The sequence below is a fragment of the Stenotrophomonas sp. MYb57 genome (assembly GCF_002966815.1).
Classification (GTDB): domain Bacteria; phylum Pseudomonadota; class Gammaproteobacteria; order Xanthomonadales; family Xanthomonadaceae; genus Stenotrophomonas; species Stenotrophomonas indicatrix.
Genome location: NZ_CP023271.1, coordinates 2,279,531 through 2,295,938, shown reverse-complemented (window position 1 = coordinate 2,295,938; position 16,408 = coordinate 2,279,531). Strand labels below are relative to the sequence as shown.

18 protein-coding genes are annotated in these 16,408 nt (G+C 67.8%); all 18 read left to right on the top strand.

The annotated features are described in order from the left end of the window. Window positions 1-4 precede the first annotated feature (4 nt). The 18 genes from CLM74_RS10560 to CLM74_RS10475 all read left to right on the top strand — a co-directional run bounded on the left by CLM74_RS10560 (window position 5) and on the right by CLM74_RS10475 (window position 16,406). Complete coding sequence (locus CLM74_RS10560) at window positions 5-382, top strand: response regulator transcription factor (protein WP_025879000.1); 378 nt, start codon at window positions 5-7, stop codon at window positions 380-382. Further along, window positions 379-1,884 (top strand): sigma-54 dependent transcriptional regulator, encoded by a 1,506-nt coding sequence (locus CLM74_RS10555; protein ID WP_105164008.1) that lies wholly within the window; start codon window positions 379-381, stop codon window positions 1,882-1,884. Before CLM74_RS10560 ends, CLM74_RS10555 begins: the two co-directional genes overlap by 4 nt. Before the next feature lie 249 nt (window positions 1,885-2,133). Then, window positions 2,134-2,550, top strand: coding sequence for a hypothetical protein (locus CLM74_RS10550; RefSeq protein WP_080148827.1), 417 nt, complete (start codon window positions 2,134-2,136; stop codon window positions 2,548-2,550). Window positions 2,551-3,001: 451 nt separating this feature from the next. After that, on the top strand, window positions 3,002-3,367 hold the full coding sequence (fliE, locus tag CLM74_RS10545) for a flagellar hook-basal body complex protein FliE (protein ID WP_025878997.1): 366 nt from the start codon (window positions 3,002-3,004) through the stop codon (window positions 3,365-3,367). A 12-nt stretch (window positions 3,368-3,379) separates the two neighbouring features. Continuing rightward, entirely contained in the window at window positions 3,380-5,026 is a 1,647-nt protein-coding gene (gene fliF, locus CLM74_RS10540) for a flagellar basal-body MS-ring/collar protein FliF (protein WP_025878996.1), read from the top strand. A 10-nt stretch (window positions 5,027-5,036) separates the two neighbouring features. Next, complete coding sequence (gene fliG / locus CLM74_RS10535; protein WP_025878995.1) at window positions 5,037-6,023, top strand: flagellar motor switch protein FliG; 987 nt, start codon at window positions 5,037-5,039, stop codon at window positions 6,021-6,023. A 29-nt stretch (window positions 6,024-6,052) separates the two neighbouring features. After that, window positions 6,053-6,661 (top strand): FliH/SctL family protein, encoded by a 609-nt coding sequence (locus CLM74_RS10530; RefSeq protein WP_170919592.1) that lies wholly within the window; start codon window positions 6,053-6,055, stop codon window positions 6,659-6,661. Beyond that, window positions 6,658-8,058 (top strand): flagellar protein export ATPase FliI, encoded by a 1,401-nt coding sequence (gene fliI, locus CLM74_RS10525; RefSeq protein WP_080148829.1) that lies wholly within the window; start codon window positions 6,658-6,660, stop codon window positions 8,056-8,058. Before CLM74_RS10530 ends, fliI begins: the two co-directional genes overlap by 4 nt. After that, window positions 8,055-8,522, top strand: coding sequence for a flagellar export protein FliJ (fliJ, locus tag CLM74_RS10520; protein ID WP_025878992.1), 468 nt, complete (start codon window positions 8,055-8,057; stop codon window positions 8,520-8,522). Before fliI ends, fliJ begins: the two co-directional genes overlap by 4 nt. Beyond that, window positions 8,522-9,685 carry a flagellar hook-length control protein FliK gene (locus CLM74_RS10515; RefSeq protein ID WP_105164007.1) on the top strand — a complete coding sequence of 388 codons (1,164 nt, stop codon included), beginning with the start codon at window positions 8,522-8,524 and terminating at the stop codon, window positions 9,683-9,685. Before fliJ ends, CLM74_RS10515 begins: the two co-directional genes overlap by 1 nt. Window positions 9,686-9,883: 198 nt before the next feature. After that, complete coding sequence (locus CLM74_RS10510) at window positions 9,884-10,399, top strand: flagellar basal body-associated FliL family protein (RefSeq protein WP_105164006.1); 516 nt, start codon at window positions 9,884-9,886, stop codon at window positions 10,397-10,399. Between the two features lie 10 nt (window positions 10,400-10,409). After that, window positions 10,410-11,414 carry a flagellar motor switch protein FliM gene (gene fliM, locus CLM74_RS10505; protein ID WP_025878989.1) on the top strand — a complete coding sequence of 335 codons (1,005 nt, stop codon included), beginning with the start codon at window positions 10,410-10,412 and terminating at the stop codon, window positions 11,412-11,414. Beyond that, the gene (fliN, locus tag CLM74_RS10500; protein WP_025878988.1) at window positions 11,411-11,746 is read left to right on the top strand and encodes a flagellar motor switch protein FliN; all 336 of its coding nucleotides are present in this window, start codon (window positions 11,411-11,413) and stop codon (window positions 11,744-11,746) included. The genes fliM and fliN overlap by 4 nt, the downstream gene beginning before the upstream one ends. Further along, window positions 11,743-12,147: a flagellar biosynthetic protein FliO gene (fliO, locus tag CLM74_RS10495; protein WP_033831039.1), complete on the top strand. Its 405-nt coding sequence runs from the start codon at window positions 11,743-11,745 to the stop codon at window positions 12,145-12,147. Before fliN ends, fliO begins: the two co-directional genes overlap by 4 nt. A 1-nt stretch (window position 12,148) precedes the next feature. Then, a complete protein-coding gene (gene fliP / locus CLM74_RS10490) occupies window positions 12,149-12,928 on the top strand; it encodes a flagellar type III secretion system pore protein FliP (RefSeq protein WP_025878986.1) in 780 nt (259 codons plus the stop codon). Window positions 12,929-13,037: 109 nt separating this feature from the next. Next, window positions 13,038-13,307, top strand: a complete 270-nt coding sequence (locus tag CLM74_RS10485; RefSeq protein WP_005413254.1) for a flagellar biosynthetic protein FliQ — start codon at window positions 13,038-13,040, stop codon at window positions 13,305-13,307. 16 nt (window positions 13,308-13,323) lie between these two features. After that, a complete protein-coding gene (gene fliR / locus CLM74_RS10480; RefSeq protein WP_105164005.1) occupies window positions 13,324-14,115 on the top strand; it encodes a flagellar biosynthetic protein FliR in 792 nt (263 codons plus the stop codon). A gap of 161 nt (window positions 14,116-14,276) precedes the next feature. Beyond that, window positions 14,277-16,406, top strand: coding sequence for a bifunctional diguanylate cyclase/phosphodiesterase (locus CLM74_RS10475; RefSeq protein WP_033831036.1), 2,130 nt, complete (start codon window positions 14,277-14,279; stop codon window positions 16,404-16,406). Window positions 16,407-16,408: the final 2 nt, after the last annotated feature.

Here is a 16,408-nt window from a genome sequence, read left to right as displayed (position 1 = left end):
GGACATGAACAAGCTCACAGTTCTGCTGGTCGATGACCACGAGGGCTTCATCAACGCGGCCATGCGCCACTTCCGCAAGATCGACTGGCTGCAGATCGTCGGCAGCGCCGGCAACGGCCTGGAAGCGATCGAACGCTCGGAAAGCCTGCGCCCGCAGGTGGTGCTGATGGACCTGGCGATGCCGGAAATGGGCGGCCTGCAGGCCACCCGCCTGATCAAGTCGCAGGATGATGCCCCGTACATCGTGATCGCCAGCCACTTCGATGACGTCGAGCATCGCGAGCACGCACTGCGCGCCGGCGCCGACAACTTCGTCAGCAAGCTGTCCTACATCCAGGAAGTCATGCCGATCCTGGAAGGCCTCAGGGAGGAACGGTCGTGAGCGAATCGCGCATCCTGGTACTGGACAACGACGCGGTGCGTGCCGAGCGCACCGTGGCCCTGCTGGAATTCATGGACTTCAACCCGCGCTGGGTTTCCGACGCGGCCGATTTCGACCTGACGCGCCAGCGCCAGAACGACTGGATGGCGGTGATCGTCGGCAGCCTGGACGACAGTGCCGCCAGCACCGCCCTGTACGCCTGGCTGGGGGGCAGCAGCCTGCCGCCGCCGGTGCTGCTGGCCGACGGTGACGCGACTGCGTTCGCGCAGCGGCATGGCCTGCACGAAGCCAACATCTGGCCGCTGGAAGCACCGCTGCGTCACGCACAGATGGAAGCCCTGCTGCGCCGCGCCAGCCTCAAGCGCCTGGATGCCGAACACCAGGCCGGTGCCGTGCAGGACCAGGGACCGACCGGCAACGGTCCGGCGGTCAGCGCACTGCGCACGATGATCGAGCAGGTCGCCGCGTTCGACACCACCGTGCTGGTGCTGGGCGAATCGGGCACCGGCAAGGAAGTGGTCTCGCGCAGCATCCACCAGCGCTCGCCGCGCCGCGATGGCCCGTTCGTGGCGATCAACTGCGGCGCGATTCCGGCCGAACTGCTGGAAAGCGAGCTGTTCGGCCACGAAAAGGGCGCCTTCACCGGCGCGCTGACCGCACGCAAGGGCCGTTTCGAAATGGCCGAGGGCGGCACCCTGCTGCTCGATGAGATCGGCGACATGAGCCTGCCGATGCAGGTCAAGCTGCTGCGCGTGCTGCAGGAGCGCAGCTTCGAGCGCGTCGGCGGCAACCAGACCATCCGCTGCAACGTGCGGGTGATCGCCGCAACCCATCGCGACCTGGAAAGCCGCATTGCCGATGGCAAGTTCCGCGAGGACCTGTTCTATCGCCTCAACGTGTTCCCGATCGATGTGCCGGCCCTGCGCGAACGTCGCGAAGACCTGCCGGCGCTGGTGGAAACCATCGCCACCCAGCTGGCGCGCACCGGCCGCGGCGAAGTGCGCTTCACCCCGGAAGCGCTGCAGGCGCTGGCCGGCTACGAATGGCCGGGCAACGTGCGCGAACTGACCAACCTGGTCGAGCGCCTGGCCGTGCTGCACCCGGGTGGCTCGGTGCGCGTGCAGGACCTGCCGGCACGCTACCGCGGCGACGCCGCGCTGGCCGTGCCTGCTGTGGTCGCGGCCGCTCCGGTGGTCGCCAGCGAAGAACGCCTGGACCTGCGCAGCTTCTCGTTCCACACCCCGGGCAGCGGCAACCAGCCGTTACTCGAGCATGGCATCGCCGTCAACCGCGCCGCAGCGCCGGCCGCGTTGCCGGACGACGGCCTGGACCTGCGCAACCACATGGCCAACATCGAACTGGGCCTGATCAACGAAGCACTGGAACGCACCCAGGGCGTGGTTGCCCACGCCGCCCAGCTGCTCGGCCTGCGCCGCACCACCCTGGTGGAAAAGCTGCGCAAGTACGGCATCGAACGCGAAGCGGCCGAACTGGCCAGCTGACACGCGTCACCAGCATGAAGGGGGCACGAACGCCTGGGCTTGCCCGGGCGTTGGTGTTTGTGGGGGTCCGCCTGATGCGCGGGCGGGTCCGACGGTTCCATGGCAGCGGCCGGATTGCTCAGTAGATCCACGCCATGCGTGGATGACGGGCGACGGTACCGAGAATATTTCGCTGCATTTGCACGTTTTCCTACAGACAACGCAACCGCACCGCGGAGCATGGCAAGGACATCCCAACGAGGTTCCGCCATGCATCGTCTGACTCTGCTTGCCGCCCTGCTCTGCCCGGCCTTGGCCGCAGCATCCAACTGCACGCTGCCCACCACACTCGACCAGCGCCAGTTCACCAACCTCAGCGATCCGCTGTACCAGCCAGATAATCCGAATGCCGGACGCATGGTGCAGGTCAGCTTCGGCAGCAATCAGTACGTGCTGCACATCCTCGGCACCGACCTCCGCATCGGCGGCAGCTACCGTTACCAGCAACTGGCTCCGCACATTGCGGAAATCCAGATGACAGAAGCCCACCCCGCCGGCCCCGCCCGCTACACCCTGCTGCTGACCTGCCTGACCGACCACCAGGGCCGCTTCATCTACACCCAGCACGACGGCCCCATCGCCCCACGCCAGCGCCAGAATTCCGGCCGCTGGACCCTGCAGCCATAGGCCAAAAAACCGACGCCGGTGAAATGACGCGTCACACGCCTCGAGAGCAGCATTCATGCATGGCGTGGATCAAGCGTGTCGACCAAGGTCGACACCTACCAAGAGCAGCGTGCCGACCAACGGTCAGCACCCACCAACAGCAGCGGGAACCTGTCGAAGGCGGGGTGGGTCCGGTTGCGGGGGTGTCCGCGGCATGGATGCCGCGGCCAAGCCCCCATGGACGGGTTTACGGCGTCCCCCGCAACCGGACCCACCCCGCCATCCCACAGGAAACCCGCTTTGGCTGTCGCTGTTGAGGTTGCCGGCCAGCGGCCGGCACTACCGCGGGGCGCGGGGTGCAACCCCGCAAAGCAATACCCCCCTCACTTCACTGAACCGATCAGCCATTTCGGCACGGCACTTGCACTAGCTCCAGCAGACACCCCCATCCCTGTTTCTGGAACCGTTGCAGATGTCCCACTCCGTCACTTCGATCCTTTCCCAGATCCGCTCCTACCAGACCCAGGTGGGACAGCCCGCGCTCAACCCGCTGGCCGAAGCGCCGCGTAGCAATGCCCTGCCGGGCACGGTGCTGGATGCGCCGCAGGTCCAGCCTGCCAGCTTCACTGAAACCCTGCGCGGCGCCATCGCCGGCGTCAACGATGCGCAACAGAAATCCGGCGCGCTGGCCAAGGCCTTCGAACTGGGTGAACCCGGTGCCGACCTGGCCAAGGTGATGGTCGCCTCGCAGCAGTCCCAGATCGCCTTCCGCGCCACCGTGGAAGTCCGCAACCGTCTCGTCCAGGCCTACCAGGACGTGATGAACATGCCGCTGTAAGGATAGAACCGCATGGCCCTGTCGCTCTCCAAGGAATCCCTGAACGCCGAAAAGGCGGGCCAGTGGTTCGATCGGCTGCAAAGCCTGCAGATCACCCGTCGGCTCGGACTGATGGCGATGATCGCCGTGGCCGTCGCGGCCGGGCTGTTCGTGTTCTTCTGGTCGCAGAAGCCGGGCATGGTGCCGCTGTACACCGGCCTGGACCAGAAGGCCACCGCTGAAGCGACCGATCTGCTGCGTGCCGCACAGATTCCGTTCCAGCTGGACCCGGCCACCGGCGGCATCACCGTGCCGGAGAAGAACCTGCATGATGCCCGCCTGAAACTGGCGGGCTCGGGCTTGACCGACAGCGGCAAGCTCGGCTTTGAGCTGATGGAGCGCGACCCCGGTTTTGGTGTCAGCCAGTTCGTGGAAAGTGCGCGCTACCAGCACGCGCTGGAAACCGAGCTGTCGCGCACCATCAACACGCTGCGCCCGGTGCGCGATTCGCGCGTGCACCTGGCCATTCCCAAGCCCAGTGCGTTCACCCGCCAGCGTGATGTGGCCAGTGCCTCGGTCACCCTTGAACTGCGTGGCGGCCAGCAGCTGGAACGCAGCCAGGTTGATGCGATCGTGCACATGGTTGCTGCAGCCATTCCCGATCTGGCGCCGGAACGCGTCACCGTGGTCGACCAGAGCGGTCGCATGCTCAGCGTCAGCGACCCCAACAGCGAAGCGGCCGTCAACGCCGCCCAGTTCGAACAGGTGCGCCGCCAGGAAACCTCGTTCAACCAGCGTATCCGCGAGCTGCTGGAACCGATGACCGGCCCCGGCCGGGTCAACCCCGAAGTCAGTGTCGACATGGATTTCTCGGTGACCGAGGAAGCGCGCGAGCTGTACAACGGCGAGCCGCAGAAGCTGCGCAGCGAGCAGATGAGCGAGAACACCAGCAGCACGCCGGGCCCGCAGGGCGTACCGGGTGCCACCAGCAACAGCCCGCCAGGCCAGGCCGCCGCACCGGCCACCGCGCAGGCACCGACCGAAAGCAGCAAGAACGCGACCCGCAACTACGAGCTGGACCGTACCCTGCAGCACACCCGCCAGCCGGCCGGCCGCATCAAGCGCGTGTCGGTGGCGGTGCTGGTGGACAACGTGCCGCGCGCCGGCGCCAACGGCAAGGTTGCACCGCAGCCGCTGTCGGCGGCCGAACTGACCCGGGTCGAGGCACTGGTCAAGCAGGCCGTCGGTTTCAGTGCCGAGCGTGGCGACACCGTGTCGGTGATGAATGCCCCGTTCGTGCGTGACACCACGCCGGTGGAAGGCCCGGCCTGGTGGGAACTGCCGTGGGTGCACGATGCCGGCCGCATGCTGCTGGGTGCGCTGGTGGTGATGGCGTTGCTGTTCGGCGTGCTGCGCCCGGCACTGCGCGGCATCACCGGGCAGAACCGCAAGAACGAAGAACTGGCGCTGGAACCGCACACCGCGGACGTGCAGCTGGTCGATGACGATGGCACCCCGCTGCCGGCGCTGGGCGCCGACCGGGTCAGCCTGGGCGGGCCGGAAGCGCTGGCCCTGCCGGTGGATTCTTATGAGGAACGATTGCGGATGGCCCGTGAAGCCGTGAAGACCGACTCCAAGCGCGTGGCCCAGGTGGTCAAGGGCTGGGTGGCCAATGACTGAGGTCGCGCCCCTGACCGGCGTGCAGCGCGCCGCCGTCCTGTTGCTGTCGCTGGGTGAACTGGACGCGGCCGAAGTGCTGCGCCACATGGAGCCGAAGGAGGTGCAGAAGATCGGCATCGCCATGGCCACCATGTCCGACATCACCCGCGAACAGGTGGAACGGGTGATGGACCAGTTCAGCCAGGAACTGGGCTCGAAGACCTCGCTGGGCGTGGGCTCGGACGACTACATCCGCAACATGCTGGTGCAGGCGCTGGGCAGCGAGAAGGCCGGCAACCTGATCGACCGCATCCTGCTGGGCCGCAACACCACCGGCCTGGACGCACTGAAGTGGATGGACCCGCGTGCGGTGGCCGACCTGGTGCGCAACGAGCATCCGCAGATCATCGCCATCGTGATGGCGCACCTGGAAACCGACCAGGCTGCCGACGCGCTGAAGCTGCTGCCCGAGCGCACCCGCGTGGACGTGCTGCTGCGCATCGCCACCCTCGACGGCATTCCGCCCAATGCGCTGAACGAACTCAACGAGATCATGGAACGCCAGTTCGCCGGCAACCAGAACCTGAAGTCGTCCAACATCGGCGGCGTGCAGTGCGCGGCCAACATCCTCAACTTCATGGACAGCGGCCAGGACCAGGCGATCCTGGGCGAGATCGCGCGCATCGACGCACCGCTGAGTGGTCGCATCCAGGACCTGATGTTCGTGTTCGACGACCTGGTGGACCTGGACGACCGCGAGATGCAGTTGGTGCTGCGCGAAGTGAGCGGTGAGCGACTGGGTCTGGCCCTGCGCGGCGCCGACATCAAGGTGCGCGACAAGATCACCCGCAACATGTCCCAGCGTGCAGCCGAGATCCTGCTGGAAGACATGGAAGCGCGCGGCCCGGTCCGCCTGTCCGACGTGGAAGTGGCGCAGCGCGAGATCCTGGCCATCGTCAAGCGCATGGCCGATGAGGGCACTGTCACCATCGGCGGCAGCGCGGAGGCGATGCTGTGAGCAACGTCGTGCGCTGGCTTGCCCCGGACCTGCTGGCCCAGCCCGAACCGGTGCTGGACCACGACGAGGCCTTCGAACTCACCGAGCCGGACCCGGAGCATGAGCCGGAGCCGCCGTTGCAGCTGCCGACCCTGGAGGAAATCCAGGCGATCCAGGACAGCGCCGAGAAGGAAGGTTTCGACCAGGGCCATGCCGATGGCTTCAGCCAGGGCCAGGCCGAAGTGCGCCGCTTGGTCGCGCAGATCGAGGGCATCCTCGACAACTTCGGCCGGCCGCTGGCACGCCTGGAAAATGAAGTGGTCGGCGCCCTCGGCGAACTGGCGGTACGCATCGCCGGTGCGCTGGTAGGCCGTGCCTACGAGGCCGATCCGGCGCTGTTGGGACAACTGGTCGGCGAGGCGATTGACGCCGTCGGCGGCAGCAACCGCGAGGTGGAAGTGCGCCTGCACCCCGATGACATCACCGCCCTCGCCCCGTTGCTGACCCTGTCGCCGCAGCAGCGCCTGGTACCTGACACCAGCCTGAGCCGTGGCGACCTGCGCGTGCATGCCGAAGCGGTACGCATCGACGGCACCCTGGAAGCCCGCCTGCGCGGCGCACTGGACGCCGTGATCCGCCAGACCGGAGCCATCGCATGAACACCAATACCGCTTCGCAGCCGTCGCCGCCGGCCGACTGGGCCGTGGCCCGCAACCTGCGCCTGGCCAACCGACTCGACGGCCTGAAGGTCGACACCGCGCACGGTCGCGGGCTGATCCGCGAAGGCGTGCTGCGGCGGGCGGTCGGCCTGACCCTGGAAGCGGTCGGCTGCGAAGCGCCGCTCGGCGCCAGCTGCAAGGTGGAAGTGGTTGACGGCGGCTGGGTCGATGCCGAAGTGGTCGGCTTCGCCGGCGAACGCACCTACCTGATGCCCAGTGCCGAACTGCACGGGCTGCTACCGAATGCGCGGGTGGTGCCCTCGGCACGTCGTGGCGGCGTGGAAGTGGGCGAAGGCCTGCTCGGCCGTGTCATCGACAGCGATGGCGTACCGCTGGATGGCAAGGGCCCGATCCGCGCTGAAGGCCACGTCGGCATGGCCGGCGTGTCGATCAATCCGCTGGCGCGCGAACCCATCACCCAGCCACTGGACGTAGGCGTGCGCGCGATCAATGCGCTGCTGCCGATCGGCCGCGGCCAGCGTGTGGGCCTGTTCGCCGGCTCCGGCGTCGGCAAGTCGACGCTGCTGGGCATGATGACCCGCTACACCGCCGCCGACGTGATCGTGGTTGGCCTGATCGGTGAGCGTGGCCGCGAAGTGCGCGATTTCGTTGAAAGCACGCTGGGCGAGGAAGGCCTGCGCCGCGCGGTGGTAGTGGCCAGCCCGGCCGACCGGCCGCCGCTGGCCCGCCTGCATGGCGCCTACCGTGCCACGGCCATCGCCGAGTGGTTCCGCGACCAGGGCCTGAACGTCCTGCTGCTGATGGATTCGCTGACCCGCTTCGCGCAGGCGCAGCGCGAGATCGGCCTGTCGGTGGGCGAGCCGCCCACCACGCGCGGCTATCCGCCATCGGTGTTCGCCAAGCTGCCGGCACTGGTGGAACGTGCAGGCAACGGCGCCAAGGGGCGCGGTTCGATCACCGCCTTCTACACCGTGCTGACCGAAGGCGACGATCCGCAGGATCCGATCGCCGATGCAGCGCGCGCGATTCTTGACGGCCACATCCTGCTCTCGCGCCGGGTGGCCGACAGCGGCCTGTACCCGGCCATCGACGTGGAATCGTCGGTCAGCCGCGTGGTCACGGAAATCGCCGACGAAGCGTGGCGCCTGCGTATCCGCAAGTTGAAACGGCTGGTCTCGGCCTACTCGGCCAACCGCGACCTGATCGCCATCGGCGCCTATCAGCGCGGCAACGACGCGGCGACCGATGAAGCCCTTGAGCGCTGGCCGGAAATCATGGAATTCCTCGGCCAGGATGTGGCCAAGGCCGCAGATCTACCGCACAGCCAGGCGGCGTTGCAGCGCCTGGTGGAACAAGAGAACGAGAGGCTGACATGATCCAGTCCAAGCGCATCGACCCCCTGCTGAAGCGGGCCCAGGAACACGAGGACGCGGTCGCCCGCGACCTGGCCGAACGCCAGAACGTGCTCGACACCCATCTGTCGCGCCTGGACGAACTGCGGCGCTACGCCGAGGAGTACGCCAACGCGCAGATGGCCGCGACCAGCCCGGCGCAGCTGTTGAACCGGCGCGCATTCCTGGACCGGCTGGACAGCGCGGTGGAACAGCAGCAGCAGACCGTCAACGGCAACCTCGAAAAAGTGGAGGCCGAACGCGCGCGCCTGATCCTGGCCAGCCGTGACAAGGCCGTGCTGGAGCAGCTGGCCGCCAGCTACCGCGCGCAGGAAAAAGTGGTGACCGACCGCCGCGACCAGCGCGAGATGGATGACATCGGCGCACGCCGCGCGCGCCTGGCACAGACCGAAGACCAGGACGATGGCGAGCAGGGAGGCCGGTCGTGATGCCCTCCCCGTTGAGCAGCAACGCCAGCGCACCGACGCCCGGCGGCAGTGGCAATGCCGGCAGCGCACGTGCCTCGCGCAGCGATTCCGGCAAGGATTTCGGCCAGATGCTGCAGGGCGGCAGCGCCTCGACCGGCACGCCCGGTACCGCCACAAACGCCAGCAATCCGGCAACACCGGCCAACGCTGCAACACCACCCGACGGCAACCCGGGCAAGGCGACGCCGCGGCCGACCGACGGCGAAGCAGCCGCCACGGACGCCAGCACATCGACACCTGCTGTACCGGCAACGTCGGCTGCCAGCGACGACAAGGACACCCCGGCCAACGCGGACGACGCGCCCTGGCCGCCACTCGGATTGGCCGGCCTGATGCTGGCCGTGCCCGCCGGCGTCGATCCGGCGCCTGTGCTGCCGCCGCCAGCGGCCAGCGATGCCGAAGGCGGCGCGCTGCCCTCCGCTGCACTGGCACCCGCGGCCGCCGCAGTGGCGACCAACGCGAGCCAGGGCGCGGCAGCGCCGACCGCCAGCGCTCCGGCATCCGCTGCCGGCGATGATGAGGCCAGTGGCCTGCCGCTGCCGGAGCTGGTGATGAGTGGCAAGGCATTGGATCGTGCTGACGACGGTGACAGCCTGCAGATCGGCGACCGCGCACCTCCGGCGCCGCTGCAGCCCCCCCTGCCCGCCGCCCTGCAGGACCTGAAGGCCGCACTGGCCAGCAATGCCGTCTTCAATGGCGAACCGACTCCGAAGCCGGTGCTGGGCGATGATGGTTTCGACCAGGCCATCGGCGCGCGCATCGGCTGGCTGGCCGACCAGAAGATCGGCCATGCCCACATCCGCCTCAATCCGGAAGACCTGGGGCCGGTGGACGTGCGCCTGCAGATGAACGGTGACAAGGTCCATGCCAGCTTCAGCAGCCCGCATGTGGATGTACGCCAGGCGCTGGAAAGCAGCCTGCCGCGCCTGCGTGAACTGCTCGGCGAGCAGGGCTTCCAGCTGGCCCATGCCGATGTCGGCCAGCAGCACAGTGGCGACGGCACTCCGGGCAGCCCGGCGGGCGGCGGCGGTCGTGGTGGTGACGGAGAACCGTCACTGGGCGACACCACGGTGTCGGCGTCGCAGCTGATCCGCCAGCGCGGGTTGTTGGACGCGTACGCCTGACCGTGCGTGCCGACCAAGGTCGGCACATGGCAGTACACGGGTAGCGCGGGCCATGCCCGGCGGATTCCCGACATTCCGCCGGGCATGGCCCGGCGCTGCCGATATGAACACCCGACGGAATTCCGTCACCACCCTCCCCGACCGCTCCGGCACACCCCTTGCATATCCCGGTGAAGCAACCCTCAGGAGCTTCACCCCGTGGCCGCAGCCGCTGACAAAACCAAGAAGACCGCCGACAAGGACAAGACCGCCAAGCCGCGCAGTCCGATCCTGATCACCGCCCTGGTCGCCATACTGGCCGCCGGTGCCGCCGGTGGCGGCGTCTGGTTCTTCACCCAGTCCAAGCACGAAGACAAGGCCGCGCAGGCGCCGAAGAAGACCACCACCCCGGCCCCGGCCCAGTACTTCGCGCTGGAACCGGCATTCGTGGTCAACCTCAACGGCTCGATCGACGGCCCGCGCTACCTGCAGGTGGAAGTGCAGCTGATGACCCGCGATCCGGCCGCGCTGGAAGCGATCAAGACCCATGCCCCGGCCATCCGCGCGCGCCTGCTGATGCTGTTCTCGCAGGTCAGCCCGCAGCAGATCGCCGACATCGCCGGCAAGCAGAAGCTGCAGGCCGATTCGCTGGCCGAAGTGCAGAAGGTGCTGAAGGCCGAGACCGGCAGCAACGGTGCCGACGACCTGCTGTTCACCAGCTTCGTGACCCAGTAAGGGCTCCCCGATGAATGACCTGCTGTCCCAGGATGAGATCGATGCCCTGTTGCATGGCGTGGACAGTGGCGCGGTCGAAACCGAGCCGGACGCCCCCAGTGGCGAAGCACGCTCCTACGATTTCGCCAGCCAGGACCGCATCATCCGCGGTCGCATGCCGACCCTGGAAATGGTCCACGAGCGCTTTGCGCGCCTGTGGCGGATCGGCCTGTTCAACCTGATCCGGCGTTCGGCCGAACTGTCCGTGCGCGGCATCGAGCTGATCAAGTTCAACGACTACATGCACTCGCTGTATGTGCCGACCAACCTGAACCTGATCCGCTTCAAGCCACTGCGCGGTACCGGCCTGATCGTGTTCGAACCGACCCTGGTGTTCGCCATCGTCGACAACTTCTTCGGCGGCGACGGGCGCTACCCGACGCGCATCGAAGGCCGCGAGTTCACCGCCACCGAAATGCGGGTGATCCACCTGCTGCTGAAGCAGACCTTCGCCGACCTGCGTGAAGCGTGGGCACCGGTGATGGACGTGGAATTCGAGTACATCAACTCGGAGATCAACCCGCACTTCGCCAACATCGTGACGCCGCGCGAATACGTGGTGGTGTGCCGCCTGCATGTCGAACTCGACGGCGGTGGCGGTGACATCCACGTGACCCTGCCCTACTCGATGCTGGAGCCGATCCGCGAACTGCTCGACGCCGGCATCCAGAGCGACCGCAACGACCGCGACGAGAGCTGGGGCCGCACCCTGCGCGAGCAGCTCAACGTGGCCGAAGTCACCCTGTCCAGCGTACTGGCCAGCAAGCGCATGACCCTGCGCGACCTGACCCGGCTGAAGGTCGGCGACATCCTGCCGATCGACCTGAGCCCGCAGGTGCCGCTGTGCGTGGAGAACATCCCGGTGTTCACCGGTGAGTTCGGCGTCGCCAACGGCATGAACGCCGTAAAGATCACCGCTACCCATCCGCCGGGCACCCGTCCGCGCGTACCCGTCATCCAGGAAGACCCGCAATGAACGATATCGACGCCCTCGAACCGACCCCGGCCCAGTTCAGCAACCTGCAGGCCGATGAAGCGACCGGCCCGGATTTGAACCTGGACGTGATCCTCGATGTGCCGGTGACGCTGTCGCTGGAAGTCGGCCGCGCCCGCCTGCCGATCCGCAACCTGCTGCAGCTCAACCAGGGTTCGGTGGTTGAGCTGGAACGGGGTGCCGGCGAATCGCTGGACGTGTTCGTCAACGGCACGCTGATCGCCCATGGCGAAGTGGTCGTGATCAACGACCGCTTCGGCGTGCGCCTGACCGATGTGGTCAGCCCCAGCGAGCGGATCCGGAGACTGCGTTGAGCCTGCTCGCCACCACTCTGGCCGTCGCCAAGACGGCCCCGCAGATCGGCCAGCATGCGCCGGCCGCACCGAGCCTGTTCGGTGCGGTGCTGGCCCTGCTGGCAGTGCTGGCCCTGGTCATCGGCCTGGGCTGGCTGCTCAAGCGCCTGCCCGGCAGCGGCTTCCGCCCGGCCGAGGGCATGAAGCTGGTGGCGAGCCTGAATGTCGGCGCCAAGGAACGCGTGGTGGTGGTCGAGGTCAATGGTCAGCAACTGCTGTTGGGCGTCACCGCCGGCGGCATCAACGCCCTGCACACCCTGCCCGAACCGCTGCCACCGCCTGCGCCGGTACGCGTACCCGACCTGAAGAACCTGCCGAATTTCGCCCAGCTGCTGCAACAGCGGCTGCGCAAGGACCCCTGACATGCGTGTGACCCGTTCCCGTCTTGCCACCCTGCTGCCGTGGCTGAGCCTGATCGCCCTGTGCCTGCTGCCTGCGTTGGCGTTCGCCGCCCCGGGCGCGCCGACCACGCCGCTGCCGGACATCAACGTCGGCAAGATCGGCGGTGCGCCGGTCAGCCTGCCGTTGCAGACACTGCTGTTGATGACGGCGATCACCCTGATCCCGTCGATGCTGCTGGTGCTGACCTCCTTCACCCGCATCATCATCGTGCTGGGCCTGCTGCGGCAGGCGCTGGGCACCGGCCAGACGCCGTCCAACCAGGTCCTGCTGGGCCTGGCCCTGTTCCTCACCGCGATGATCATGCTGCCGACCTGGGACAAGGCCTGGAGCACCGGCATGGCGCCGTACCTCAATGGCGAGATCGACTTCCAGACTGCCTGGACGCTGACCACCACGCCGCTGCGCGCCTTCATGCTGGCGCAGATCCGCGAGACCGACCTGATGACCTTCGCCGGCATCGCCGGTCACGGCACCTACGCCAGCCCTGATGCGATTCCGTTCCCGGTGCTGGTTGCGTCGTTCGTCACCAGCGAACTGAAGACCGCCTTCGAGATCGGCTTCCTGATCTTCATCCCGTTCGTGATCATCGATCTGGTCGTGGCCAGCGTGCTGATGTCGATGGGCATGATGATGCTGTCGCCGATGCTGGTCTCTGCGCCGTTCAAGATCCTGCTGTTCGTGCTGGTCGATGGTTGGGTGCTGACCGTCGGCACGCTGGCGGCAAGCTTCAATCCGGCCTGATCCGAAGGTCAGCCGAGCATGGCTCGGCTCTACAGAGGCGACGCCGGGCAGTGCCGGCCGCCGCATTGACCACCGCCGGGCATGGCCCGGCGCTACCGATGGAACCATGATGTCCCCCGAACTTGCCTTGACCGAACTGCGTGGCGGCCTGATTACCGTGCTCTGGGTGGCCGGCCCGCTGCTGCTGACCGTACTGGTGGTCGGCGTGGTGGTGGGCGTGGTGCAGGCGGCGACCCAGCTCAACGAGCCGACCATCGCCTTCGTTGCCAAGGCCGCGGCCCTCACCGCCGTGCTGTTCGCACTGGGCAGCCTGCTGATCGGCCATCTGGTCGAATTCACCACGCTGCTGTTCCAGCGCATCCCGCACCTGATCGGCTAGACGGACGCGCACGCAGATGGACGCCGCCACCCAGATGGCTGCCGATGGCCTGAACGCCTTCGGCATGATCGGCACCGTGCTGTGGACCATGCTGCGCATCGGCGCAGTGGCCATGGCGATGCCGATGATCGGTACCCGCGCGGTGCCCGGCCGGGTGCGGGTGATGCTGGCCGGTACCCTGGCCATCGCGTTGGCGCCGCTGCTGCCGCCGGTACCGGACTGGACCGGCTTCGACGCCGCTACCGTGCTGACCATCGCCCGCGAGCTGGCGATCGGCGTGGCCATCGGTTTCATGCTGCGGCTGGTGTTCGAGGCTGGTGCCATGGCAGGCGAACTGGTCGCCCAGGGCACCGGCCTGGCGTTTGCGCAGATGAGCGACCCGCTGCGCGGCGGCACCTCCGGTGTCATCGGCCAGTGGTTCTATCTGCTGTTCGGCCTGCTGTTCTTCACCGCCAACGGCCACCTGGCGCTGATCTCGCTGGTGGTGGACAGCTACCGCGCCCTGCCCATCGGCGCGCCCCTGCCCGACCCGCACGCGTTCTTCAGCATCGCCCCGACCTTCCTGCTGACCGTGCTGCGTGGCGCGCTGACCCTGGCCATCCCGCTGACCGTAGCGATGCTGGCGGTCAACCTGGCCTTCGGCGTGCTGGCCCGCGCCGCGCCGGCGCTGAATCCGATCCAGCTGGGCCTGCCGGTCTCGCTGCTGCTGGGCCTGTTCCTGCTGACCCTGCTGGTCGGCGAAATGGGGCCGCCGGTGCAGCGCCTGTTCGATGCTGCCTTCCAGGCTGCCGATGCAGTGACCCGCTGACGCGGTCGTCACGTTCTGCTGCTTGCCGTCCCCCCCGGTGCCCGCGTTAGAGTGAATGCGCAGCGACCGGGGGGACGCTGCAACCGGCGGCTCTGGTCGCCCGCCTTGCGCATGCCCCACCGTAGTTTTTCCGTTGACAGGCAGGTCCGGGAGACTGACGAATGCTGGTAGGCACGTACAACCCATGGCTGGTGGCGACCTCACTGCTGGTTGCAGTGATGGCGTCCTACACCGCACTGGCGATGGCCGGGCGCACCGTCACCGCGCCCGGCAAGGGCGCGACCTGGTGGTGGCGCCTGGGCGGCGGTTTTGCGATGGGGCTGGGCATCTGGTCGATGCACTTCATCGGCATGCTCGCCTTCGACCTGCCCATTCCCTTGGGCTACGACCTGCCCATCACCCTGCTGTCGCTGGCACTGGCAATCGGCTCGTCGGTGTTCGCGCTCTGGCTGGTATCGCTGCGCACCCTGCCCCATCCCCGCCTGGCCGGCGGTGCGCTGCTGATGGGCAGCGGCATCGCCAGCATGCACTACGTGGGCATGGCCGCGATGCGCATGCAACCGGGCATCGACTACCAGCCGGTGTGGCTGCTGCTGTCGCTGCTGGTCGCGGTGGCCGCGTCGTGGACTGCCTTGTACGTGGCCTTCCGCCTGCGCGCACAGCACACCCGCATCGGCGACCGCCTGGCCGCCGCCGGCCTGCTCGGCCTGGCCATCGTCGGCATGCACTACACCGGCATGGCCGCCGCCCGCTTCCCGGAAGGCAGCGTCTGCGGCGCAGCGGTGGGCGATGGCCTGCAGAACAACTGGCTGGCGATGCTGGTGGTGGTGCTGACCGTGGCGATCCTGGCGGTGGTGCTGGTGGTGTCCTGGCTGGACCAGCGGGTGGAGGCGCAACTGTTGCGCCTGCGCAATTCGCTGCTCAGCACCTCCTTGACCGACGCCCAGCAGGAACTGACCCAGGCCGCGCTGCACGACCCGCTCACCCGCCTGCCGAACCGCCTGCTGCTGCAGCGACGCATCCTGCAGGCCCTGGCCGAGGCCGAACAGGGCGGCAGCCGCTTCGCGGTGATGTTCATGGATCTGGATGGCTTCAAGCAGGTCAACGATGCCTATGGCCACCAGGCCGGCGATGCGCTGCTGGTGGCCGTGGCAGAACGCACCCGCCAGCTGCTGCGGCCGCACGACATGCTGGCACGGCTGGGCGGCGACGAATTCGTGCTGGTGGTGCGCATCGAACAGGACGAGGACCTGCCGACCCTGGCCCGGCGCATCCTGCAGGCGGTGGGCAGCGGCCCGCTGCTGCCGGACCACGAGCTGCAGGTGAGCGCCAGCATCGGCATCGCGATCTGCCCCGACCATGCCGCCAGCGAACGCCAGCTGATGGCCTTCGCCGATGCCGCGATGTACCAGGCCAAGGAGTCGGGCCGCAATGCGTTCGTGCTGTTCGCCGACTGGATGAACGACAGCGCCGAGCAGCAGTTCCGCCTGCTGGCCGACCTGCGCCGCGCGATCGGCAGCGAGCAGCTGTTCCTGCATTACCAGCCGAAGATCCGCGTGGCTACGCAGAAGGTGGCTGGTGCCGAAGCGCTCATCCGCTGGCGTCATCCGGAACAGGGCTTGATTCCGCCGGACCGCTTCATCCGCCTGGCCGAGCGCAGTGGCGCGATCAACGAGATCGGCCGCTGGGCGCTGGACCAGGCCTGCCAGCAGCTGCGCCACTGGCACGATGCCGGCCACGAAGGCTGGTCGATGTCGGTGAACCTGTCACCGGTGCAGTTCAGTTCGCCGCACCTGCTGCAGGACGTGCGCGAGGTGATCGAGCGCTACGCGATCGCCCCGCGCAACCTGGTGCTGGAGATCACCGAAAGCACGGTGATGCGCGATACCGATACCAGCCTGCGCCTGCTGCAGAGTTTCTCCGCCCTGGGCGTGGGCATCTCGATCGATGATTTCGGCACCGGCTACTCCAGCCTGCTGTACCTCAAGCGCCTGCCGGCCACCGAAATCAAGATCGACCACGCATTCGTGCGCGACCTGGAACACAGCGCCGAAGACGTGGTGATCGTGTCGGCCATCGTTGCGCTGGGCCATGCGCTGGACATGGACATCGTGGCCGAGGGCGTGGAGACCGCCGCGCAGCGCGCCTACCTGGAGCGGCTGGGCTGCGACTACCTGCAGGGCTTCCTGCTGGGCCGGCCAGTGGACGCGGCCCGCTTCATGCAGCTGCACGACCTGCCGCGGCCACGGGTGGAACTGGCGCAGAGCCCGCAGGACCGGCCCCCGGGGTAGCG

What these genes read in the sequence shown, in the direction of transcription:
- fliN (WP_025878988.1), top strand. Translation starts at nt 11,411, where the DNA reads ATGAACGATATCGACGCCCTCGAACCGACCCCGGCCCAGTTCAGCAAC.
- CLM74_RS10515 (WP_105164007.1), top strand. Translation starts at nt 8,522, where the DNA reads ATGCCCTCCCCGTTGAGCAGCAACGCCAGCGCACCGACGCCCGGCGGC.
- fliP (WP_025878986.1), top strand. Translation starts at nt 12,149, where the DNA reads ATGCGTGTGACCCGTTCCCGTCTTGCCACCCTGCTGCCGTGGCTGAGC.
- CLM74_RS10560 (WP_025879000.1), top strand. Translation starts at nt 5, where the DNA reads ATGAACAAGCTCACAGTTCTGCTGGTCGATGACCACGAGGGCTTCATC.
- CLM74_RS10550 (WP_080148827.1), top strand. Translation starts at nt 2,134, where the DNA reads ATGCATCGTCTGACTCTGCTTGCCGCCCTGCTCTGCCCGGCCTTGGCC.
- fliM (WP_025878989.1), top strand. Translation starts at nt 10,410, where the DNA reads ATGAATGACCTGCTGTCCCAGGATGAGATCGATGCCCTGTTGCATGGC.
- CLM74_RS10475 (WP_033831036.1), top strand. Translation starts at nt 14,277, where the DNA reads ATGCTGGTAGGCACGTACAACCCATGGCTGGTGGCGACCTCACTGCTG.
- CLM74_RS10485 (WP_005413254.1), top strand. Translation starts at nt 13,038, where the DNA reads ATGTCCCCCGAACTTGCCTTGACCGAACTGCGTGGCGGCCTGATTACC.
- fliR (WP_105164005.1), top strand. Translation starts at nt 13,324, where the DNA reads ATGGACGCCGCCACCCAGATGGCTGCCGATGGCCTGAACGCCTTCGGC.
- fliE (WP_025878997.1), top strand. Translation starts at nt 3,002, where the DNA reads ATGTCCCACTCCGTCACTTCGATCCTTTCCCAGATCCGCTCCTACCAG.
- fliF (WP_025878996.1), top strand. Translation starts at nt 3,380, where the DNA reads ATGGCCCTGTCGCTCTCCAAGGAATCCCTGAACGCCGAAAAGGCGGGC.
- fliJ (WP_025878992.1), top strand. Translation starts at nt 8,055, where the DNA reads ATGATCCAGTCCAAGCGCATCGACCCCCTGCTGAAGCGGGCCCAGGAA.
- fliI (WP_080148829.1), top strand. Translation starts at nt 6,658, where the DNA reads ATGAACACCAATACCGCTTCGCAGCCGTCGCCGCCGGCCGACTGGGCC.